The organism is Methylocella sp. (assembly GCF_041905455.1).
In the GTDB taxonomy this organism is placed as follows: Bacteria; Pseudomonadota; Alphaproteobacteria; order Rhizobiales; family Beijerinckiaceae; genus Methylocapsa.
In genome coordinates this window covers 76,988-99,033 of record NZ_JAYRLA010000004.1, presented here as the reverse complement: position 1 = coordinate 99,033, position 22,046 = coordinate 76,988, and the positions used below count along the sequence as shown (strand labels likewise).

At 66.3% G+C, this 22,046-nt stretch carries 20 protein-coding genes; 2 read left to right on the top strand and 18 right to left on the bottom strand.

The features are described 5' to 3' along the window. Positions 1–8: 8 nt before the first annotated feature. The 10 genes from hflX to dusB form a co-directional block, all read right to left on the bottom strand. Complete coding sequence (gene hflX / locus ACE3OG_RS04930) at positions 9–1,388, bottom strand: GTPase HflX (RefSeq protein WP_374306430.1); 1,380 nt, start codon at positions 1,386–1,388, stop codon at positions 9–11. Positions 1,389–1,490: 102 nt separating this feature from the next. Continuing rightward, positions 1,491–1,742, bottom strand: a complete 252-nt coding sequence (gene hfq / locus ACE3OG_RS04925) for an RNA chaperone Hfq (protein WP_374306428.1) — start codon at positions 1,740–1,742, stop codon at positions 1,491–1,493. Between the two features lie 201 nt (positions 1,743–1,943). Further along, the gene (locus ACE3OG_RS04920) at positions 1,944–2,804 is read right to left on the bottom strand and encodes a D-amino-acid transaminase (RefSeq protein WP_374306427.1); all 861 of its coding nucleotides are present in this window, start codon (positions 2,802–2,804) and stop codon (positions 1,944–1,946) included. Between the two features lie 11 nt (positions 2,805–2,815). Then, entirely contained in the window at positions 2,816–3,355 is a 540-nt protein-coding gene (locus ACE3OG_RS04915; RefSeq protein WP_374306425.1) for a chromate transporter, read from the bottom strand. Continuing rightward, positions 3,352–3,918, bottom strand: coding sequence for a chromate transporter (locus tag ACE3OG_RS04910; RefSeq protein WP_374306424.1), 567 nt, complete (start codon positions 3,916–3,918; stop codon positions 3,352–3,354). Before ACE3OG_RS04910 ends, ACE3OG_RS04915 begins: the two co-directional genes overlap by 4 nt. A 10-nt stretch (positions 3,919–3,928) precedes the next feature. After that, entirely contained in the window at positions 3,929–5,296 is a 1,368-nt protein-coding gene (locus tag ACE3OG_RS04905) for a sigma-54-dependent transcriptional regulator (RefSeq protein WP_374306423.1), read from the bottom strand. An 8-nt stretch (positions 5,297–5,304) separates the two neighbouring features. Beyond that, positions 5,305–7,611, bottom strand: a complete 2,307-nt coding sequence (locus ACE3OG_RS04900) for an ATP-binding protein (RefSeq protein WP_374306422.1) — start codon at positions 7,609–7,611, stop codon at positions 5,305–5,307. A 272-nt stretch (positions 7,612–7,883) separates the two neighbouring features. Next, positions 7,884–9,362 (bottom strand): nitrogen regulation protein NR(I), encoded by a 1,479-nt coding sequence (gene ntrC, locus ACE3OG_RS04895; RefSeq protein ID WP_374306420.1) that lies wholly within the window; start codon positions 9,360–9,362, stop codon positions 7,884–7,886. A 57-nt stretch (positions 9,363–9,419) separates the two neighbouring features. After that, complete coding sequence (locus ACE3OG_RS04890) at positions 9,420–10,556, bottom strand: nitrogen regulation protein NR(II) (protein WP_374306419.1); 1,137 nt, start codon at positions 10,554–10,556, stop codon at positions 9,420–9,422. Then, a complete protein-coding gene (gene dusB, locus ACE3OG_RS04885) occupies positions 10,556–11,575 on the bottom strand; it encodes a tRNA dihydrouridine synthase DusB (protein ID WP_374306418.1) in 1,020 nt (339 codons plus the stop codon). Before dusB ends, ACE3OG_RS04890 begins: the two co-directional genes overlap by 1 nt. Before the next feature lie 128 nt (positions 11,576–11,703). On the opposite strand from dusB, the gene ACE3OG_RS04880 reads away from it, so the two are divergent. Both ACE3OG_RS04880 and ACE3OG_RS04875 read left to right on the top strand, forming a co-directional pair. Further along, positions 11,704–12,936, top strand: coding sequence for a bifunctional 2-C-methyl-D-erythritol 4-phosphate cytidylyltransferase/2-C-methyl-D-erythritol 2,4-cyclodiphosphate synthase (locus ACE3OG_RS04880; protein WP_374306416.1), 1,233 nt, complete (start codon positions 11,704–11,706; stop codon positions 12,934–12,936). Between the two features lie 84 nt (positions 12,937–13,020). Continuing rightward, positions 13,021–13,512 (top strand): CinA family protein, encoded by a 492-nt coding sequence (locus ACE3OG_RS04875; protein ID WP_374306415.1) that lies wholly within the window; start codon positions 13,021–13,023, stop codon positions 13,510–13,512. 4 nt (positions 13,513–13,516) lie between these two features. Here the strand turns inward: ACE3OG_RS04875 and ACE3OG_RS04870 are convergent, their stop codons facing one another. The 8 genes from ACE3OG_RS04870 to ACE3OG_RS04835 form a co-directional block, all read right to left on the bottom strand. Further along, entirely contained in the window at positions 13,517–13,969 is a 453-nt protein-coding gene (locus tag ACE3OG_RS04870; protein ID WP_374306413.1) for a type II toxin-antitoxin system RatA family toxin, read from the bottom strand. 83 nt (positions 13,970–14,052) lie between these two features. Further along, positions 14,053–15,036 carry a lipoyl synthase gene (gene lipA / locus ACE3OG_RS04865; RefSeq protein WP_374306412.1) on the bottom strand — a complete coding sequence of 328 codons (984 nt, stop codon included), beginning with the start codon at positions 15,034–15,036 and terminating at the stop codon, positions 14,053–14,055. Positions 15,037–15,095: 59 nt separating this feature from the next. Next, positions 15,096–16,172, bottom strand: coding sequence for a hypothetical protein (locus ACE3OG_RS04860; protein ID WP_374306411.1), 1,077 nt, complete (start codon positions 16,170–16,172; stop codon positions 15,096–15,098). A 26-nt stretch (positions 16,173–16,198) separates the two neighbouring features. Next, positions 16,199–17,641 carry a dihydrolipoyl dehydrogenase gene (lpdA, locus tag ACE3OG_RS04855; RefSeq protein WP_374306409.1) on the bottom strand — a complete coding sequence of 481 codons (1,443 nt, stop codon included), beginning with the start codon at positions 17,639–17,641 and terminating at the stop codon, positions 16,199–16,201. A 68-nt stretch (positions 17,642–17,709) separates the two neighbouring features. Beyond that, positions 17,710–19,032 (bottom strand): pyruvate dehydrogenase complex dihydrolipoamide acetyltransferase, encoded by a 1,323-nt coding sequence (locus ACE3OG_RS04850; protein WP_374306408.1) that lies wholly within the window; start codon positions 19,030–19,032, stop codon positions 17,710–17,712. Positions 19,033–19,100: 68 nt separating this feature from the next. After that, the gene (locus ACE3OG_RS04845) at positions 19,101–20,480 is read right to left on the bottom strand and encodes a pyruvate dehydrogenase complex E1 component subunit beta (RefSeq protein ID WP_374306407.1); all 1,380 of its coding nucleotides are present in this window, start codon (positions 20,478–20,480) and stop codon (positions 19,101–19,103) included. A 54-nt stretch (positions 20,481–20,534) separates the two neighbouring features. After that, complete coding sequence (pdhA, locus tag ACE3OG_RS04840) at positions 20,535–21,566, bottom strand: pyruvate dehydrogenase (acetyl-transferring) E1 component subunit alpha (RefSeq protein ID WP_374306405.1); 1,032 nt, start codon at positions 21,564–21,566, stop codon at positions 20,535–20,537. A gap of 151 nt (positions 21,567–21,717) precedes the next feature. Beyond that, positions 21,718–22,041 carry a septum formation initiator family protein gene (locus tag ACE3OG_RS04835; RefSeq protein WP_374306404.1) on the bottom strand — a complete coding sequence of 108 codons (324 nt, stop codon included), beginning with the start codon at positions 22,039–22,041 and terminating at the stop codon, positions 21,718–21,720. Positions 22,042–22,046 lie beyond the last annotated feature (5 nt).

The following is a 22,046-nucleotide window of genomic DNA, read 5'->3' as shown; positions in this document are numbered from 1 at the left end:
CGCAGTGCTCAGCTGGCTGGCTGCGCCGGTCCTTCCGCGCCGAATTTCCGCCTGACGGACTCGGCGCGCTCCGGCCCCACCCGCACCTGCATATGCACCGCGCCGTCGGACCCGACGCTTCGCCGCAGCACCTCGGCGTTCTCGTAGAGCCAATGCAGCGACGCGCCGTCTTCGGGCGCAAGAGTCAGCTCGAACGTGAGTCTGTCGGCCGAGAGGCGTTCCTCGATTTTTTCGCGCAGCTCAGCGAGTCCCTCGCCGGTCAGCGCCGAGACGATGATCGGCTTCGTCGCCCCGCCCTGCTTCGACGCGCGCGCGGCCGCGCCCCGCGCCGCCTCAAGCTGCGCCTCGTTCAGCAGGTCGGCCTTGTTCCAGACCTCGACGATGCGCCGCCCATCGCCTGGATCGACGCCGAGATCGGACAGGATTTCCTGAACGTCGGCGCGCTGCGCCTCGGCGTCCTCATGCGAGACGTCGCGCACGTGCAGGATGAGGTCGGCTTCGAGCACCTCCTCCAGCGTCGCCCGGAAGGCGGAGACGAGCGCCACCGGCAGGTCCGAAATGAAGCCCACCGTGTCCGACAGGATGATCTTCGCGCCGTGAGTGAGCGAGACGACGCGCAGCGTCGGATCGAGCGTGGCGAACAGCATGTCCTGCGCGAGGACGTCGGCGCGCGTCAGGTGATTGAACAGCGTCGACTTGCCGGCGTTGGTGTAGCCGACGAGGGCGACGACGGGATAGGGAACATCGCGGCGGCTCTTGCGGTGCAGCCCGCGCGTGCGCTTGACCTTTTCAAGGTCCTGCTCGATCCGGCTCATGCGCTCCTGAATGAGGCGCCGGTCGGTTTCGATCTGGGTTTCGCCGGGTCCGCCGAGGAAGCCGAAGCCGCCGCGCTGGCGCTCGAGGTGGGTCCAGGAGCGGACGAGCCGCGACTTCTGATAGGCGAGATGGGCGTGCTCGACCTGAAGGGCGCCCTCGCGCGTTCGCGCCCGCTGGCCGAAGATCTCGAGGATGAGGCCGGTGCGGTCGATGACCTTGGCCTTCAGCGCCTTTTCGAGGTTGCGCTGCTGGATCGGCGACAGGGCGCAGTCCATGACGACGAGGTCGATATCCTCGGCCTCGACGCGCGTCGCGAGCTCCTCGACCTTGCCCTTGCCGAGATAGGTCGCCGGACGAAGGGCCGAAAGCGTCGCCATGACATGGTCGACGAGATCGACGTCGATCGCCTGCGCGAGGCCTATGGCCTCCTCCATCTTCGCCGCGGGCGAGCGCTCCGAGGCGGCGGGCTTGCGCGCCTTCTCGTTCAGATAGGGGCCGACCACGAGCGCCCGCGTGCGGGGCGCTCTGATGATGTCCTGACGTTCAGCTTCCAGTCTCGTCTCCCGACTCAATGGGCGCGCTGCGACGGCGCCCGACGACGTATATGGACCGCGCGCTCGAAATTGTGAGGGCCCGACGGCAAGAACGCGCCCTCGCCCGCGATTTCGCCAAGGTCAGGGATGACCCGCGTCGTCTCCGGATTCGAACATCTGGATCGGCTGGCCTGGCATGATCGTCGAGATTGCGTGCTTGTAGACAAGCTGGGAATGCCCGTCGCGCCGAAGAAGCACGCAAAAATTGTCGAACCAGGTGACAATTCCTTGCAATTTGACGCCATTGACCAGAAAAATCGTCAATGGAACTTTATTTTTTCGCACGAAATTGAGAAAAGTATCTTGAAGGTTCTGTGGCCGTTCCGCCGCCATCTTCGTATCCCATTGTTATTTGCGCCCTGCGGCGCGGTTACGTTTCGCAAGGCTTGGAGCGCCGCAGTTACTGCGGCCGCACAAAACGATTAGACATTTCAATTTCAGCTTTTGCAATCCATCTTCATCGGGAGGGCTAAAAAGCGCGCCCGCCCTTTCCGCCGCCTTGCGACGGGCAGTCGTTTTTTTCGCTTGCCGAACTCAGTTCGAATGGGCGGCGAAGCCATGGAAAAGCGCGCGCAACCGGGTCGCCACGGGGCCGGGCCGTCCCTCGCCGATCTTGCGCCCGTCGATTTCGACGACCGGCATGACAAGCGTCGTCGCGCCGGTGATGAACGCCTCGCGCGCGTCGAGCGCCTCCTTGAGGCTGAACGGCCGCTCCTCGACGCGAAGGCCCTCGGCCGCGATGAGCTCGATGAGGGTCGTGCGGGTGATTCCGCGCAGGATCGAACGGTCGAGCTGCCGGGTGACGACGGTCCTGCCCGCGTCGACGATCCAGGCGTTCGAGGCCGCGCCCTCGCTGATCAGGCCGTCGTCGCCGACGAGCCAGGCCTCATAGGCGCCCTTTTCCCGCGCCTCCTGGCGCGCCAGCACGTTCGGCAGCAGCGAGATCGACTTGATGTCGACGCGCTTCCAGCGCAGGTCGGGCGTGACGATCACCTTCACTCCCGCCCTTGCGGCGGCCTCGCCCTTTTCGGGAGCGAGCGACTTCGCCGCGACGACGAGGCTCGGGCGCACGGGCGGATCGGGAAAAGGATGGTCGCGATGCGCGACGCCGCGCGTCGCCTGGATGTAGAGATAGCCGTTCGCGAGTCTGTTGCGGGCGAGAATCTCACGCATGACGACTTTCAGCGCCGGCCGCGCGGCCGGCTCCGCGATCTTCAGCTCCGCCAGCGAACGATAGAAGCGGTCGAGATGGCGCCCTTCGTCGATGAGCTCGCCATCCCAGACCTCGCAGACTTCATATACGCCGTCGGCGAACTGATAGCCGCGATCCTCGACGCTGACCTGCGCCTCCAGGCTCGGGACGTAGCGGCCGTTGACGTAAGTGATTCTGGTCACGCGCGCTCCGGTCAGATGGGGAAGCCGATGACGCTCGCCGCGCCGCCGAGCGCGGCGCCGGCGGCGACGCCGAAAAGCGGATTGGTTCGGGTCGTTCCGCAAAGCACCGACATGAAGACAGTCAGCGCCAGCGTCAAGGCTCCGCTGTCGGCCGCGCGCGCCAGGACGAGACCGCTCGCGCAGATGAGGCCGACCGCGACGGGCGCGAGCGCGCGCCGCAAAAGAAGCATCGTCCCGTGAGCGCTCCATCGCCGCATCGTCCGTTCGGTCAGGAACGCGAGGAGCGACGACGGGGCGACCATCGCGAGCGTGGCGACGAGAAAGCCCGGCCATCCCGCGACTTTCCATCCGACGACGCTGGAGATCATCACGTTTGGGCCGGGCGCGGCCTGCGCCAGGGCGACGAGGCCGGCGAAGGTCTGATCGTCCATCAGGCCCTGCAGGACGACGATCTGGCGCCGAAGCTCCGGCAGCGCGGCGTTGGCGCCGCCGAAGGCGGTGAGCGACAGCATGGCGAAGATCGCCGAGAGCTTTGTGAGCAGTCCGTTCATTTGCGCCGGCGCGTCACGGCGAAGAGGCCGACGCTGAGCGGCGCGACGACCGACAGGGCCAGGGAGAGCGGCCAGTGAGCGAGCCCGACCGCCGCGAAAGTCGCAGCTGCGACGCCGAGGGCGAGGCGCTCCCCCGCGAGCGCGCGAAGCAGCTTCCAGCCCGTCCCGATGACGAGCCCCGCCGTGGCCGCCGCGGCGCCGGCGAGCGCGCCGCGAACCGCCGGCTGCTGGGCGACGCCCTGATAGGCGAGAAGGACCAGCGCCAGACAGGCGAGCGGCGCGGCGAGCAGGCCGCAGGCGGCCGCCAGCGCGCCGGACGGCCCGCGATAGCGGTCGCCCAGCATCACCGCGAGATTGACGGTGTTGGCCCCCGGCAGCACGCTGGCGACGCCCTGGAGCTCGGCGAAGTCGCGGTCGCTGAGCCAGCCGCGCTCCTCGACGAGCACGCGGCGAACCCAGGCGGCGACGCCGCCGAAGCCGACGAGGCCGATCTTGAAGAAGGCCATGAACAGCTGAAGCCGCGCCGGCGCGCCGGCTTCGCCCGCGCTGCTTTCCCCGCTCACCTCGCCCGCCTCAGTCGACTCTCAGCGACTTCAGCTTGCGGTGCAGCGCCGAGCGCTCCATGCCGATGAATTCGGCGGTGCGCGAGATGTTGCCGCCGAAGCGGTTGATCTGGGCGACGAGGTATTCGCGCTCGAACACTTCGCGCGCCTCGCGCAGCGGCAGGCTCATCAGTTTCTCGCCGCCCGAGCCGTTGGGCGTCGAGGGCACGAGCGCGCCGATCTCGGAGGGCAGCAGGTCGGCGGTGACGGGCGCGGAGGGGTCGCCGGCGGAGAGAATCATCAGCCGCTCGACGTTGTTGCGCAGCTGGCGCAAATTGCCGGGCCAGTCGTGCGACTGCAGCACGGCCATCGCGTCGTCGGCGATTGTGCGCTTCGGCATGCCGGAAGTCGCCGAAACCTGGTCCATGAAAAATGCGATCAGCTCGGAGATGTCCTCGCGCCGCTCGGAGAGCGAGGGCACGCGCAGCGGAACCACGGCGAGGCGATGAAATAGATCCTCGCGGAAGGCGCCTTCGGCGATCAGCGCCGCGAGGTCGCGGGCGCTCGACGAGATGATGCGCACATCGACGTGGACGCGCGCCCCTCCCCCCACCCGCTGGAAATTCTGCTCGACGAGGACGCGCAGGATCTTGCCTTGCGTCTCGCGCGGCATGTCGGCGATCTCGTCGAGATAAAGCGTGCCGCCGTGCGCCTCCTCGAGCGCGCCGATCTTGCGCGCCGCGCCGGGGGGGCCCTCGACGCCGAAGAGCTCGGTCTCCATCGTCTCCGGCTCGATGGTCGCGGCGTTGATGACGACGAAGGGGCCGCGCGCGCGCGCCGAATGCTCATGGATCGAGCGCGCGGCGAGCTCCTTGCCGGAGCCCGGCGCGCCGGTGATGAGGACGCGCGAGTTCGCCGGCCCTATGCGCTCGATCGTCTGGCGCAGCTGGTTCACCGCGCTCGAGCGGCCGACGATCTTGTTGACGACGCCTGCGCGCACGCGCAGCTCGCTGACCTCGCGCTTGAGGCGCGAGGCCTCAAGCGCGCGCTCGGCGACGAGGACGAGCCGGTCCGCCTTGAACGGCTTCTCGATGAAATCATAGGCGCCGAGCTTGATCGCCTGCACCGCCGTCTCGATGTTGCCGTGGCCCGAGATCATCACCACCGGCAGATTGGGGTGCTGCTCCTTGACGGTCTTCAGGATCTGCAGCCCGTCGAGCTTCGAGCCCTGCAGCCAGATGTCGAGGAACATGAGGCTCGGGCGGCGCGCCTCGACGGCGGCCAGCGCCTCGTCCGAATTCCTCGCCGTGCGCGCGCCATGGCCCTCGTCCGACAGAATTCCGGAGACGATGTCGCGGATGTCGGCCTCGTCGTCGACGATGAGGATGTCGCTCGCCATGACCTCTCCTATGGATTTTGCGCCGACGCTGCGGCGCCTTGCGGGCGGGCGTCGGCGCGCGCTTCGTCCTGGCCGCGCCCCTGCCCGTCCTGCGCCTGGCCGGCGAGCGGAAAGTACAGCCGGACCCAGGCGCCCCTGCCCGCCGGCGCGTCGCGCAGCTCGAGGCCGCCGCCATGGTCCGCGAGGATCTTGGCGACGATCGGCAGGCCAAGGCCGGTGCCCTCGGCCCGGGTCGTCATATAGGGCTCGAGCAGCCGCTGGCGGTTGTCCTTGGGGAAGCCCTTCCCATTGTCCATCACGTCGATAAAGACCAGATCTCCCAAAACCGAAAGACGGACGCGGATCCGGCCCTCAAACGCTGCGCCGGCCGCGCTTTCGAGCGTCGCCTGCGCCTCTATGCCTTCAGTCGCGTTCTTTACTATGTTGGTCAAGGCTTGCGACAGAAGCCGGCGGTCGAAACGCCCGTGAACCGGCTCGGCCGGAAGATCCTCCTCGAAGACGAGCGCCGGATGGGCGACGCGCATGAGGAAGAGCACGCGGCGCACGCATTCGCTGAGGTCGTCGTTCTCGACGCGCGCCTTCGGCATCCGGGCGAAGGAGGAGAATTCGTCCACCATGCGCTTGATGTCGTCGACCTGCCTCACGATCGTGTCGGTGCACTGGTCGAAGATGTCGCGATCCTGAGTGATGAGCTTGCCGTATTTGCGCTTGATGCGCTCGGCCGACAGCTGGATCGGCGTCAGCGGGTTGCGGATCTCATGGGCGATGCGGCGGGCGACGTCGGCCCAGGCCGCCGTGCGCTGGGCGCTGACGAGATCCGTGATGTCGTCGAGCGTCACGATGTAGCTCTTGCCCGAGCGGCCCGTCGGGGCGCTGATGACGCTGACGCTGAACAGGCGCTCGAGGCCGCCGCGGGCGATCGACGCTTCGGTGGGGCTCATGCGGGCCTGCCCGGCGCGCGCCTCGGCGAAAATGTCCTTGATTTCGGGCAGCACCTCTTCAAGCGGGCGCCCGATCGCCGCCTTCGCCTGCCCTCCCTCGAGCTGGATGAGACGCGCCGCGGACGGGTTCAGGACGGTGATCTCGCCGCGCGAGCCGACCGCGACGACGGCCACCGGCACCCCCGACAGGACGGCCTCTGTGAACAGGCGCCGCTCGTCGATCAGGCTGCTCGCCGCGATCAGGCGGTTCTGCTGCAGGCGCAGCTCTGAAGTCATCTTGTTGAACGTCTCGCCGAGATGGGCGAGGTCCCCCTCGTTCTTGCGGACCGCGACCTGCACGTTGAGGTTGCCGGAGGAGACCTGATCGGTCGCGGCGATGAGGCGCCGGATCGGCGCGACGAGGCGGTTGGCGAAAGACAGCCCCAGCCAGGTCGCCGAGAGAAGCATGATCAGCGCGATCAGGGCGAACATCGTCGCGAAGGCGATCTGGATGCTCCTGCGATGGCTGTCGAAGGCGTCATAGAGAGTGACGAGGCGCGCCGCCTGGCGCGGAAACTCGACCGTGAAAGGATCGACCGGGCGCGACACGTAAAGGAAAGTGTTCTCGAACGAGGCGAGCTGGCGCACGGCGGCGAAGCCGCGCCCCTCGTCGATGATGAGGCACAGGGGCTCATTCTTGCGCGCGTCCTCGAAATCCTGCGGCTCGGGCCGGGCGATCGGGGCGCCGACGGGCGCGCCCGAATCGACCTTTTCTATGATCGCGCCGTCCGGCTTCATCAGAGCCGCCGCGGCGAAGCCGAGGAAGCGCGTGCGGGAGGTCAGGAATTCGCGGAACAGCGGCCGGTCGACTTCGAACATCAGCTTGGCGCGGTCGAGGTCGGAGGCGGTCAGGCGCGCCTCCTGCAGAAGCGACTTGCACTGCGCCTCGCGGAACAGGCGCGCGGCGTCGATGGTGGTCTGCACGAAAGCGCGGCCGTCGCGCATGAAGTTCGGGTTGAGGCTGCGGTCAAGCATCACGGAGCCGACCCAAGCCATCAGCAGCGCCGGCGCCGCGGCGACGATGGAGAAGAGCGCGACGATCTGGATATGAAGCTGCGCCCCCGCGACGCCAGCGCGCCGCGCCTTGAACAGGGACCAGGCCTCGACCAGAATGAAGCAGAAGACGAGGAAGATGCCTGCGACGTTGACGACGAGCATGCCCAGCAGCACGGCGTTCGTCGGCGGCAACGGCGTGAATCCGGCGAAGATCAGGAAGCTGACGAGCGCCGTCAGCAGGACGAGAATCACCGCCGCGGGGCCATAGCGCACCGTGAAGCGGCGGTCGTGTCGCGGCCCCGGATCCCTAGGTTTCGATCTGGCTTCGTCGCGCGTCATTCATCCGCCGGGGAATCGCCAACGCCATAGCTTAAAGCGCCCGGGCGTCGTCTTGTCGATCGGCTCGATGCGATCCGATCGGACCAGCGTCGGCGCGTAGGGGCGTCCGGCGCGACGTCGCGTCTTGCAGGCGCGGCCGAAGGGTCTCGGCGCGCCGCCGCGCTTCAGCCGTTCGCCGCCATGCTGAAGTTGCGTTTATGCCACGCTGTTGCACAATTGCGACAAATCCGCGGCCGTTCGCGGCTCTCGCGTCGAATGGCCGCCGCGCCCGCCTACCTTGGCGACCGCATCAGGCGGATGTCGAGGTCGCGGACCTTCTTGCGAAGCGTGTTGCGGTTGAGGCCGAGCAGCTCGGCCGCCTTGATCTGATTGCCGCGCGTCGCCGCGAGGGCGGCTGAGATCAGGGGGTGCTCCAACTCACGCAGGATGCGATGGTAGAGCCCAGGCGGCGGGAGGCTTTCGCCATGGCCGCGGAACAGGTCCGCGAGATGCCGCTCCATGGCTGCGGCGAGGCCCTGCCCCCGCTCCTGCGGCTCCGGCAAGCGCGCGGCGCCGGCGGCCGAAGCGACGACAGGCTGGGCGAGGCCCGGCGCGTTGACCGACAGCTCCGCGTCGATGAGCTGTCCGGTGATCGCCTCCTGCGGGTAGAGCGCCGCGAGCCGGCGAGTGAGATTTTCGAGCTCGCGGATGTTGCCCGGCCAGCGATAGCGCTTCATCCGGTCGAGCGCGTCGGGCTCGACGTGCTTCAGCGGCAGGCCCTCGCTCGCCGCCTGCGCGAAGAAATGCTGCGCGAGGTCGCCGATGTCCTCGACGCGCTCGCGCAGCGGCGGCAAGCGCAGCGGGACGACGTTGAGGCGGAAGAACAGATCCTCGCGGAACAGCCCCTGCTGAATGAGCGCGGCGAGGTCCTTGTTGGTGGCGGCGATGATCCGCACGTTGGTCTTGATCGGCATGCGGCCGCCGACGGTGGTGTATTCGCTCTGCTGAAGGACACGCAGGAGCCGGGTCTGCGCCTCCATCGGCATGTCGCCGATCTCGTCGAGGAAAAGCGTGCCGCCTTCCGCCTGCTCGAAGCGCCCGGACGAGCGCTGGTTGGCGCCGGTGAAGGCGCCCTTCTCATGGCCGAACAGTTCGCTCTCGATCAGGTCGCGCGGGATGGCCGCCATGTTGATCGCGACGAACGGACCCTTCTTCCGCTTGCCGTAGTCGTGCAGGGCGCGGGCGACGAGCTCCTTGCCCGTGCCTGATTCGCCGCTGATCATCACCGTGAGGTCGGTCTGCATGAGCCGCGCGAGGGAGCGGTAGATCTCCTGCATCGCCGGGGAGCGGCCGACCAGCGGCATCCCTTCGAGCTCCTCGCGGCGCTCGACCTTGACGCGGTTCTTGGGCTCGCTCATCGCCCGTCCGACGATCGAGACGAGTTCGCGCAGGTCGAACGGCTTCGGCAGATAGTCGTAGGCGCCTCGCTCGGACGCCTTGATCGCGGTCATGAAGGTGTTCTGCGCGCTCATGACGATGATCGGCAGCTCGGGCCGCAATTTCTTCATCTTCGGCAGCAGCTCGAAGGCGTTCTCGTCGGGCATCACGACGTCGGTGATGACGAGGTCGCCGTCGCCCGACTGCACCCAGCGCCAGAGGGTGGCCGCCGTGCCGGTGGCGCGCACGTCGTAGCCCGCCCGCGACAGCGCCTGGCTGAGCACGGTGCGGATCGCCGTGTCGTCGTCGGCGATGAGGATGTTTCCGGTGGGCATGGTCTCAAGCCTTGGATCGGACGGGCGCGGCGCCTCGCGTCGAGCGCCCGCCGCGCGTCAGTCGGAAGTTTGTCGCGCCCCTCGCCGGGAGCTTAGCGGCATCAGAACTCGGAAAGTGGTGCGGCGCGGGGCCGAGTCGCATTCGATCACGCCGCCATGGTCGCCGACGATCTTGGCCACCAATGCAAGTCCCAAGCCGCTTCCGCTCGCCTTCGTGGTGATGAAGGGATCGAACAGATAGGGCATGACTTCGGCGGGAACGCCGCTCCCGTTGTCCCGCACGCAGCATTCAAGGGGCAGGCTGACCGGCGCCTTCGAGCCCGGCGCCTGCATCCGCACGCCGGGGCGGAACGCCGTCGACAATTCGATGTCGCCTTCCGCGTCGTCGCCGATCGCCTCGGCGGCGTTCTTGATAAGGTTGAGGAACAGCTGGACGAGCTGGTCGCGGTCGCCGAGCACCGGCGGGAGCGAGGGGTCGTAATATTCGTGGAACCGGATGCGGCGGGCGAATCCCGCCTGGGCGACCTTCTTCACATGGTCGAGGACGGCGTGGATGTTGACGCTTTCGCGTTCGATCGGCCGTTCGTCCGCGAAAGCGCTCATCCGGTCGACGAGCTTCACGATCCGGTCCGTCTCCTCGCAGATCAGGCGCGTCAGCGCGCGGTCGGAATCATTGGCCTCCGTCTCGAGAAGCTGCGCGGCGCCCCTGATTCCCGAAAGCGGATTCTTGATCTCATGGGCGAGCATGGAGGCCATCGCGGCGACGGACCGCGCACCGCCGCGATGCGTCAGCTGGCGGTCGAGCTTGTCGGCGACCGCGCGCTCCTGCAGCATCAGCACGACGCCTTCGGCCGACCCGGGCAGCGGCGTCACGAAGACGTCGACGAGGATTTCGGGCCCGCCGCGGGCGAAGGCCAGCGCGACGCGATAGCCCTTGAACGCCGCGCCCGTCTCCCGCACCTGCTCGACGAAGGCGAGCAGCGGCGAGCCAGGGACGACGAGCTGTGCGAGCCGATGATGGCGCATCAGCTCGCGGCTCATGCCGAAGAAGCTTTCGGCCGCGAGGTTGGCGTCGCCGATCGCGCCGTCCGGCCGCACGGCCATCACCGGATGCGGCAAGGCGTCGAGAAGCCTTGCGGCGTCGGCGCAATTCGCCACGCCCTGCTCCGGCGCGGCGGCGAGCAACAGCGTCATCAGGCGGCCTCCGCGTGAATCGGCTCGAAAAGCGCCGCAAGAAGCGCCCGCGCCTCCCGTGGCTCTTCCGTCGTCACCAGCCGGGCGCGCAGGAGCGCGTCCGGCGGCGCGCCCGAGCGGTCAGCGTAGGCGGCGAGATGTTTGCGGGCGTGGCGCACGCCCTGCTCCCGCCCGAAAAGACGCAAAAGTCCTTCATAATGTTCGAGCGCCGCCTCGAGGCGCGCCGCCGCGGGGACATGGAGCGCCTCGCCGGCGAGGCCGCGGGCGATCTCGCCGACGAGCCAGGGCTGGCCGACCGCTGCCCGCCCGATCATGACGCCGTCCGCGCCGGACGCCGCCAGCATGGCCCGGGCGTCGGCGAGGCTCGCGCAATCGCCGTTGGCGACCACCGGAATGCTCACGCTTTCCTTCACGGCGCGGATCGCCGCCCGGTCCGCCGCTCCGGCGTAGAACTGGCTGCGCGTGCGTCCATGCACGGTCAGCAGGGCGACGCCTTCCGATTGCGCGATCCGGGCGAGCTCCGGCGCGTTGACGGAGCCTTCGTCCCAGCCAAGGCGCATCTTGAGCGTCACCGGATGGTCCGCCGCGGCGACCACGGCGCGGATGATCGCGGCGGCGAGCGAAAGGTCGCGCATGAGCGCGGCGCCCGCGTAGCCGCCCACCACTTTCTTGGCCGGGCATCCCATGTTGAGGTCGACGATCGCCGCCCCGGCGTCGCAGGCGGCGCGTGCGGCGCGCGCCATGGCCACGGGCGAGCGGCCGGCGATCTGCACCATGTGGAGGCCGACGCCGCACCCCTCCGCGCGCAGAAGGGTCTGCGCGTCGCCTTCGACGTAGGCCTCCGCCGCCACCATCTCCGTGACCGTCATCGAAGCGCCGAAGCGTCGCGCGATCCGCCGCATGACGACGTCGGTCACGCCCGACATCGGCGCGAGGAACGCGGCGCCACTCAGGACATGGGGCCCGACGACGATCGGCGCCGAACACGTTTTGCCTAATATCTCAGCAGTTGCGCCCATGCCTATATCATAATCACTTTGTGCGATGCGGCAACGGGATTTTCGAATCGCGACGTCACGACGCCAAGCCGATTTGACGCCGGCCGGCAAACGCGGGAGGAACGGGCCGAACCACGAAGAGACCGTCCATGGGCGTCGCAGGAAGCAGCGAAGATCAAAACGAAGATCATCTTGCGATCGTCGTCGTCGCGGCGGGACGCGGCGCGCGCGCCGGCGGCGGCCTGCCGAAGCAATATCGCGACGTCGCGGGCGCGAGCGTCCTGGCTCGAAGTCTCGCCGCGCTCCACCGCGCCGCGCCGCAGGCGACGATCGTCGTCTCGATCAACGCCGAAGACGGCGAGCTTTACGCCCAATCTCTCGCGTCGTTGCCGGTTTCGGCGCAGGCGCGGTTGCGGCCGCCGGCCTTCGGCGGCGCGACGCGTCAGGAGAGCGTGCGCGCCGGCCTCGAAGTTCTGGCCAAGGAGCGACGCAGGCCGAGCGTCGTCCTCATTCACGACGCGGCGCGCATCTTCCCCAGCGAAGCGCTCGTCGCCCGCGCGATAGGGGCCGCGAAGGATCACGGCGCGGCGATTCCCGGCGTCCCCGTCACCGACACGATCAAGGAGATCGCCGCGGACGGCTCGATCGAGGGGACCCCCGACCGGGCCCGGCTGCGCGCCGTCCAGACGCCGCAGGCCTTCGCGTTCGACCTCATCCTCAACGCCCACCGCCGCGCGGCGGAAGCCGGCGCCCATGGCCTCACCGACGACGCCGCCATCGCCGAATGGGCGGGCGAGCGCGTCTTCGTCTTCGAAGGAGACGCCGCGAACATGAAGATCACCAGCGCCGACGACCTCGCCGCGGCCGAGGCGAGGCTCGTCGCCGAGCTCGTCGACGTCCGGCTCGGCCAGGGCTACGATGTGCACGCCCTGGGCGAGGGCGACCATATCTGGCTCGGCGGGGTGAAAATCGCGCATGATCATGGCCTTGTCGGGCACTCCGACGCCGACGTGTTAAGTCATGCGGTGACCGACGCCTTGCTCGGGGCGCTGGCGGACGGCGACATCGGCAGCCATTTCCCGCCGTCGGATCCACAATGGAAAGGCGCGCGCTCCGACATATTCCTCGCCTATGCGGCGTCGCGCGTGCGCGAGCACGGCGGCATGATCGCCCATGTCGACGCGACCCTCGTCTGCGAGCGTCCAAAGATCGGCCCCCATCGCGACGCCATCCGCGCCAGCCTTGCGGCGACCATGGGCGTCTCGATCGACCGCGTGGCGGTCAAGGCGACGACGAGCGAGCGTCTCGGCTTCACCGGCCGTGAGGAAGGAATCGCGGCGCTCGCCGTCGCCACCGTGCGGCTGCCGCTGAAGGCGTCCTGAAGCGTATCTTTAAGAAAAAACTGTATTCCAAAGGCTTGCCGTACAGTCTCAATCTTTCACTCAAACATGTGCGAGGGCGGAGCGATGTTCGACGAGGCGATGCTGGACGAGGCCGGACGCCTTCTTGAGCTCTGCCGATCCAGACATCTGAAGATCGCGACCGCTGAGTCCTGCACGGGCGGGTTGGTCGCCGGGCTCCTCACGTCGATCGCCGGCTCGTCCGACGTCTTCGAGCGCGGGTTCGTCACCTATTCGAACGAAGCCAAGGCGCAGAGCCTCGGCGTCGACGCCGCTCTGATCGCGCGTCATGGCGCGGTGAGCCCGGACGTCGCTCGCGCGATGGCGAAAGGAACGCTCGATCGCTCGCTCGCGGATCTCGCCGTGTCCGTCACCGGCGTCGCCGGACCGGGCGGCGGGACGGCCGCCAAACCGGTCGGGCTGGTCTATTTCGGCTGCGCGCGGCGCGACGGCGGCGCGACGACTTTTGAAAGACGATTCGGCGAGCGGTCACGACACGAGATACGCCTCGCGTCGGTCGCTACGGCGATCATGCTTCTCGCGCAATTCACGGACTGAGTCTTCAACGCGCTCCATAAACAAGATCAGCCCGTTCCTCAAAGGCTTGCGCGAATTTTCTGAACGCCCTGTCGAACACGCCGCCCATCAGCGCGGCGAGCGCGCGGCTGCGAAATTCATAGGCGATCTCGAACTCCACCTTGCACATGGATGGTCCGGCGTCGTGAAACGACCATTTATTCCGAAGGTGATGAAATGGTCCGTCTACATATTCTGCAATAATTTCAAGATTTTGCCTGTCGCAATGAACCCGGCTCGTGAAGGTCTCGCAAATCGCCTTGTAGCCGACGGTCATCAGCGCGATCTTGGTCGTCGCGTCGCCCGCTTCCGTCCGCCGACGCACCTTGAGGTCCTGACACAGCGGCACGAATTGCGGATAAGCCTCGACGTCGGCGACGAGATCGAACATCTCGGCCGCGCTATGACGGATCGTTCGGACCGTTTTGAAAGAGGGCATGGCTTCGCTGGCGCGGGGATTGCGTCCGTCCGCAGGAATCGCGGCGGCGGCCGCCGCTGGAACCGGCCTGATCTAGCGAGGCTCTAGGCGCGCCGCAAGGGCGCGGCGGCGAGCCGGTTCGCCTTGAGCCTGGCGAAATCGTCGCCTGCGTGATGCGAGGAGCGCGTGAGCGGCGACGACGACATCAGCAGAAAGCCCTTGGCGCGCCCGATTTCCGCGTAGGAGGCGAATTCGTCGGGCGTCACGAATCGCGCCACAGCATGATGCTTCTTCGTCGGCTGGAGATATTGGCCGATGGTCATGAAATCGACGTCGGCGCTGCGCAGATCGTCCATAAGCTGCAGCACCTCGTGTCGCTCCTCGCCAAGCCCGACCATGATGCCGGACTTGGTGAAGATCGTGGGCGCAAGCTCTTTCACCCGCTGCAGAAGACGCAAGGAATGGAAATAGCGCGCGCCCGGGCGCACGGAGAGATATTTCGAGGCGACCGTCTCCAGGTTGTGGTTGAAGACGTCGGGCGCCGCCGCGATGACGATTTCGAGCGCGCCGGGCTTGCGCAGGAAGTCGGGCGTCAGCACCTCGACCGTGGTCGACGGGCTGGCGGCGCGGATGGCGCCGATGACGCGGGCGAAATGACCCGCGCCGCCGTCGCGAAGATCGTCGCGGTCGACCGACGTGATCACGACATGGGACAGGCCGAGCTTGGCCACGGCGTCGGCGACCCGGCGCGGCTCATCGGGGTCGAGGCCGCGCGGCAGGCCGGTCGCGACGTTGCAGAAGGCGCAGGCCCTCGTGCAGACGCCGCCCATGATCATGAAGGTGGCGTGCTTCTTCGCCCAGCATTCGCCGATGTTCGGGCAGCCGGCCTCCTCGCATACCGTCACGAGCTTGTGCGTCTTGACGATGGCGTTGGTCTTGGCCCATTCCGGCGAGCCTGGCGCGCGGACTCTAATCCACTCCGGCTTGCGCAGCGTCGGCTGGTCGGGGCGATGGGCCTTCTCGGGATGGCGAGGTTTAACGATTTCCGTTTGAACGTCGTCAATCAGATCGGAACCGAAACCATTCATTCCCCGCTCCTAGTCGGCGCAGCCCGCCAAGCGCCAAAAGCGCCATGTTATTTTAATTATCAATTGTGTTTGCATATAGCTATTTTTTCCGTCCAAAAGTGAGCGTTGGCAACGCCGACATCTGTAAAATCCGTCATGGGAAAAGGACCAACCGCTGCTGCATGCTTATCGCCAGCAGGCAGATAATAAGTAGCAGCGTATGAATAATCATAAGGGCAGCTGTTTTCGTCTGCGGCTATAACCCACTTAATATCCCCTGTTCTTTTATATGCATCTTCGAGCATTTTTTGCAGAGTATATATATCACGATTATGTATTTCTATAGTATTCTGCAGTTCAAGCAAAACATCTGAAGTTTCGTCAGACTCTAAACGAGGCTCCGATCGCTCAGGAACAACAAATACAAGAGGATATCTTCCAGCCGTGTTGATACTAATATATCCGGAAGGCCATATCTTGTGCTTAATCCCATTAATTGTTTGTTCCGCTTCAGGGTCTCTATCGCAAGTAATACTAATAGCCTGCGCGCCAAGCTCGACGCCAGATCTAAGTTGCTTTTCATCAATAACTACTGTTCCCCCGTTCTTGGGAGCTTTTGTAGTGCAGGAAAAATTCTTTGTTGATACGCCATAAAAAATCAAGCCATGCGCACTACCGGTATAACGTATGTTGAAAGACGCACCAGAATTTTTATCATAAAATGAGGGATTGACTTCAATCTCGGAAGCTTGAAGTTGTTTACAAGTTGTCCAAGCCGCGACTGAAGGAGCAAATATCGTCCGTGCTTTCACCGAAGAAGCAGAGTTGGCAGTAGCATTATTTCTAAATTTGTCACACCACTGATTAATTTTAGCATTAGTTGTCGCAATATCGACGCTTCCGTCACCACTTCCGACACCTATTAGACTGGCGGCTGCCTTTGCTCTTTGCGTACTGTCCATTTTTTCTGCCGAGATGCCGCAGTTTTCAGAATATAAGGCAGAATTTGTGGCGGCAGTATTAGTTACTTCTATTGTGTTAGCCGATCCCCATATTAGTATAGGGTCGCAGGTGTCGGCCGCGAATGCGAAAGTAATAGTATTGAATGATAATACAAATATAGTAAAAGAAAAACATTTAAAAACATCCGTTAACATCGGAGCTTCCTTTCAATTATCTTAAATCACGTGTGGACCACCCGGCCATAGGCGTCGAGCACGCTCTCGTGCATGGTCTCGGAGAGCGTCGGATGCGGGAACACCGTGTTGATGAGCTCTGCCTCGGTCGTCTCGCAGTTCATCGCGACGACGAAGCCCTGGATGAGCTCGGTCACCTCCGCCCCGACCATATGCGCGCCGAGCAGCTTGCCGGTCTTGGCGTCGAAGATCGTCTTGACGAGGCCGTCCGGCTCTCCGAGCGCGATCGCCTTGCCGTTGCCGATGAACGGAAAGCGCCCGACCTTGAGCTCGTAGCCGGCTTCCTTCGCCTTCGCCTCCGTCAGCCCCACCGAGGCGATCTGCGGATTGCAATAGGTGCAGCCGGGAATCATGAGCTTGTCCATGGCGTGCGGATGGAGGCCGGCGATCGCCTCGACGCAGATCACGCCCTCATGCTCGGCCTTGTGCGCCAGCATCGGCGGGCCGGCGACGTCGCCGATGGCGTAGATTCCCGGAACATTGGTGCGGCCGAGCCCGTCGATCTTGATCGTCCCGCGCTCGAGCGCGACGCCCGCCGCCTCGAGGCCAAGGTTCTCGACATTGCCGACGACGCCGACCGCCGAGATCATGCGCTCGGCCTTGAGCGTCTGGACCTGCCCCTTGTCGTCCTCGAGCGTCGCGGTCACGCCCTCCCCGGACTTGTCGACCCTGGTCACCTTGGTCGAGATCAGGATCTTCATGCCCTGCTTCTCGAAGCGCTTGCGCGCGAGCGCGGCGATCTCGGCGTCCTCGACGGGCAGAAGCTGCGGCAGCACCTCGACGACGGTCACCTCGGCGCCGAGCGTGCGATAGAAGGAGGCGAATTCAATGCCGATCGCGCCCGAGCCCATGACGATCAAGCTCTTCGGAAAGGCGGCGGGCTTCATCGCCTCGAAATAGGTCCAGATCTTCTCGCCGTCCGGCTCAAGGCCCGGCAGCGCGCGGGGCCGCGCGCCGGTCGCGACGATGATGTGCTTCGCGCGGTAGGCGCCTTCGCCCAGGACGCCCTTGGGGACGGGATTTTGCGGCTGCACGATCGTCTTCTTCGTCGCCGCGACCGCGACCTCGCCGGGCTTGGTGATCGTCGCTTCGCCCCAGATGACGTCGATCTTGTTCTTCTTCATGAGGAAGGCGACGCCGGCGTTGAGCTGCGCCGAGACGCCGCGCGAGCGCTTGACGACGGCGGCGAGGTCGGCCTTCGCTTCTCCTGTGATTGAAAGGCCGTAGTCCTTCGCGTGCTCGAGGTAATGGAAGATCTCCGCCGAGCGCAGCAGCGCCTTGGTCGGGATGCAGCCCCAGTTGAGGCAAATGCCGCCAAGATGCTCGCGCTCGACGACGGCGGTCCTGAGCCCGAGCTGCGCGGCTCGGATGGCCGCGACATAGCCGCCCGGCCCTCCGCCAATGATGAGAACGTCGTAAGAGTCGGCCATGATGCGCTCGCTAGAAAGGTGGGCGGACGAGGCCCTGGCGGCGAGGCCCCGCGGCGGCTGGGACTGCGTCAGACCAGCATGCTCATCGGCTGCTCGATCAGCGACTTGAACGCGGCGAGAAGCTCGGCGCCGAGCGCGCCGTCGATGGCCCGATGATCGGTCGAAAGGGTCACGCTCATCAAGGTCGCGACGGAAGGCGCGCCATCCTTGACGACGACCCGCTTCTCGCCGGCGCCGACGGCGAGGATCGAGGCCTGCGGCGGATTGATGATCGCCGAAAAATTCTTGATCCCGAACATGCCAAGGTTCGACACCGACGACGAGCCGCCCTGATATTCCTCAGGCTTGAGCTTGCGCGCCTTGGCTCTTGCGGCGAAATCCTTCATCTCGCGCGAGATCGTCGACAGCGACTTCGCATCGGCGGCGCGCACGACCGGCGTGATGAGCCCGCCCGGGATCGACACGGCGACGCCGACGTCGGCCTGGCGGTGCTTCAGCATCGCCCCTTCCGTCCAGGTCACGTTGGCGTCGGGAACGCGCATGAGCGCGAGCGCCAGCGCCTTGATGACGAAGTCGTTGACTGAAACCTTGAAGGCGGGCTTGCCGTCCTTGTCCCGCGGCGCCTGCGCGTTCACCGTCTCGCGCAGGGCGATGAGGGCGTCGAGATCGCAGTCGACGGACAGGTAGAAATGCGGGATCGTCTGACTCGCCTCGACGAGGCGGCGGGCGATCGTCTTGCGCATCGAGTCATGCGCTGCTTCCTCATATGAGCCGGGCGCGTAGAATTTCTTGATCGCCTCGTCCGACGCGGGCGCTGAGACGGGAGCGGCGGAGGCGGCCGCGGCCGGCGCGGGCGGCGACGCCGTCTCCGCCACCTGTGGTTGCGCGCGCGGCGCGGCGAGCGCCGCCTTGACGTCGCGCTCGACAATGCGTCCGTGCGGGCCGGAACCTTTCACGGAGGAAAGGTCGAGGCCGCCGGCCTTGGCGAGGCGGCGGGCGAGCGGCGAAGCGAACAGGCGCGCGCCGCCGGCGTGGCCGCTCGCCGCAGCGGGCGGCGCGGGCGCGGCCGGCGCCGCGGAGGGAGCGGCCGCAGGAGCGGCAGGCGGCGCGGCGGCGGATTTCGCGGGCGCCGCGGTTGAGACATCCTCGCCTTCATCCGCGATCACGCCAATGACGTCGTTGACCGCGACGTCGGCCGTTCCGTCGGGAACGAGAATCCTGGCGAGCACGCCCTCGTCGACCGCCTCGACCTCCATGGTCGCCTTGTCGGTCTCGATCTCGGCGAGCACGTCGCCGGATTTCACTTTATCCCCTTCCTTCTTCAACCATCGGGCGAGATTGCCCTTCTCCATGGTCGGCGAGAGCGCGGGCATGAGGATGTTGACGGACATGGGCGGCTCTTCGATGCGAGCAGGGCGTCGGCGCGTTCCGGCGTCCCTTGCGGCAGGGCGACGCTGGCTCAGACGTAGAGGACGGATTTGGCGGCGGCGACGACCTCGCCGATGTTGGGCAGGGCGAGCTTCTCGAGATTGGCGGCGTAAGGCATCGGCACGTCCTTGCCGCAGATCCGGGTCACCGGCGCGTCGAGATAGTCGAACGCCTTCTCCATGAGGACGGCGATGATCTCGGCGCCGACGCCGCTCTGCGGCCAACCCTCCTCCACCGTCACGCAGCGTCCCGTCTTCTTCACCGATTCGACGATGAGCTCCGTGTCCATCGGGCGGATCGTGCGCAGGTCGATCACCTCGGCCTCGATCCCTTCCTTGGCGAGCTCCTCCGCCGCCTTCAGGGCGTAGACCATGCCGATCGAGAAGGAGACGATGGTGACGTCCCCGCCCGGCCGCGCGACGCGCCCCCGGCCGAAGGGAATGGTGAAATCGTCGAGCTTCGGCACGTCGAAGCTGTGCCCGTAGAGAATCTCGTTCTCTAGGAAAATGACCGGATTGGGATCGCGGATGGCGGTCTTCAAGAGCCCCTTGGCGTCGGCCGCGCTATAGGGGGCGACCACGGAGAGGCCCGGCACATTCGAATACCAGGCCGTGAAATCCTGGCTGTGCTGCGCGGCGACGCGGGCCGCGGCGCCGTTCGGGCCGCGGAACACGATCGGGCAGCCCATCTGGCCGCCGGACATGTAGAGCGTCTTGGCGGCGGAGTTGATGATCTGGTCCATCGCCTGCATGGCGAAGTTGAAGGTCATGAACTCGACGATCGGACGGAGCCCGGCCATCGCCGCGCCGACGCCGAGGCCGGCGAAGCCATGCTCGGTGATCGGCGTGTCGACGACGCGGCGGTCGCCGAACTCCTGCAGCAACCCCTGCGTGATCTTGTAGGCGCCCTGATATTCGGCGACTTCCTCGCCCATGACGAAGACGCTGTCGTCGCGCCGCATCTCCTCGGCCATCGCGTCGCGCAACGCCTCGCGCACGGTCTGCGAGACGAATTCCGTTCCTTCCGGCGTGTCCGGCGCCCGCACGAGCGGCGCCGCGACGGCGGGCGTCGCCGGCGCGGCCGATTCGGGAGCGGGCTTGGCCATGGGCGGCTCGGCGGCGGCGCCGTTGGCGGCTGGCGCGGGAGCGGCGACGGCGGAGGCGTCTTCGCCCTCCCCGGCCAGCACGGCGATCGGCGTGTTGACGGCGACGTTGTCGGCGCCGGCGGGCACGAGAATTTTAGCGAGCACGCCCTCGTCGACCGCCTCGACCTCCATGGTCGCCTTGTCGGTCTCGATCTCGGCGAGCACGTCGCCGGAGCGCACGGGATCGCCTTCCTTCTTCAGCCACTTGGCGAGCTTGCCCTGCTCCATGGTGGGCGAGAGCGCGGGCATCAGAATATTGGTCGACATCGGATTTTCCTGAACTCGTCCCTGCGCCCCAACCTCGCCGCGCCGCGCGAGGGCCTATCGCAAAACGTCGGTCCAGAGCTCGGAGGGGTCCGGCTCGGGGTCGTGCGAGGCGAAATCGACCGCCTTGGCGACGATGCCGCGCACCTCGGCGTCGACCGCCTTCAATTCGTCGTCGGTCGCCGCATGGGCGTTGAGGAGGCGCGCGCGGACCTGCTCGATCGGGTCATGCTCCTCGCGCATCTTCTGGACTTCTTCCTTGCTGCGGTATTTGGCGGGGTCCGACATGGAGTGGCCGCGGTAGCGGTAGGTCTGCATCTCGAGGATGATCGGACCGTTCCCGCTCGAAGCCCATTCGCGGGCGCGCTCCGTCGCCGCCTTCACCGCGCGCACGTCCATGCCGTCGACCTGCTCGCCGGGAATATTGAAGCTCTGGCCGCGCTTCGAGAAATCCTTCATCGCCGAGGAGCGCGTGACCGACGTTCCCATGGCGTAGCGGTTGTTCTCGACGACGTAGATGGCCGGCAGCTTCCAGAGCTCGGCCATGTTGAAGCTTTCGTAGACCTGGCCCTGGTTGGCCGCGCCGTCGCCGAAATAGGTGAAGCAGACGTTTCCGTTATTGCGGTAGCGGTTGGCGAACGCGAGACCGGTGCCGAGCGGCACCTGCGCGCCGACGATGCCGTGGCCGCCGTAGAAATGCTTCTCCTTGGAGAACATGTGCATCGAGCCGCCCTTGCCTTTCGACAGGCCGCCCCGACGTCCGGTGAGCTCCGCCATCACCCCTTTCGGGTCGAGGCCGCAGGCGAGCATGTGGCCGTGGTCGCGATAGCTGGTGACCGTCTGGTCGCCGGGCTTGGCCGCCATCATCACGCCGACGACGACTGCCTCCTGCCCGATGTAGAGGTGGCAGAAGCCGCCGATCAGGCCCATGCCGTAAAGCTGGCCGGCTTTCTCCTCGAAACGCCGGATCAGCAGCATTTCGCGGTAAGCCTTGAAGTCTTCGTCTCGCGGGAAGGCCGGTGGCGAAGCGGGAGCCGGGGCTGGCGCGCTGGCGGGTTCGGTCGCGACTGTGCTTGACGCCTCGGCCATCGGGGGCTCTTTCTTGCAATCAGCGTTTTCGGCGAGGGCGACGCTAACCCAGCTTCATTCCGAATGCGAGCGCTGGTTTGGAAAAAAAGCCGAAAGCGCGCCTCGCGCGCGGCTGCGAAGCCGAAGCTCACGGTCCGGCTGAAGAACGTCGCTAGCGCGCCTGCTGCGGCAGCATGACGACGAGGTCGTTCTTGTCCGCGCGGCCGAGGACACGGCGCGCAAGCTCGTCGAGAAGGTCGCGGTCGACGATCGCGCCGTTGACGAGCTCGATGCGCCGCCGCCACAGGTCGCTTTCGCTCTGGAGGCCGGCGAGCTGCGCTTCGAGATCGGCGATCTTGAGCCGATATTCGTCCTTGGTCTTGAGGCCGCGCTCGCCGTTCAGGGCGTGCCAGACGAAATAGCCGCCGGCGGCGCCGGAGACGCAATAAAGAAGCAGCGGAAAGACGATGGCGCGCAGGCGCCTGCGGATGACCATGCGCC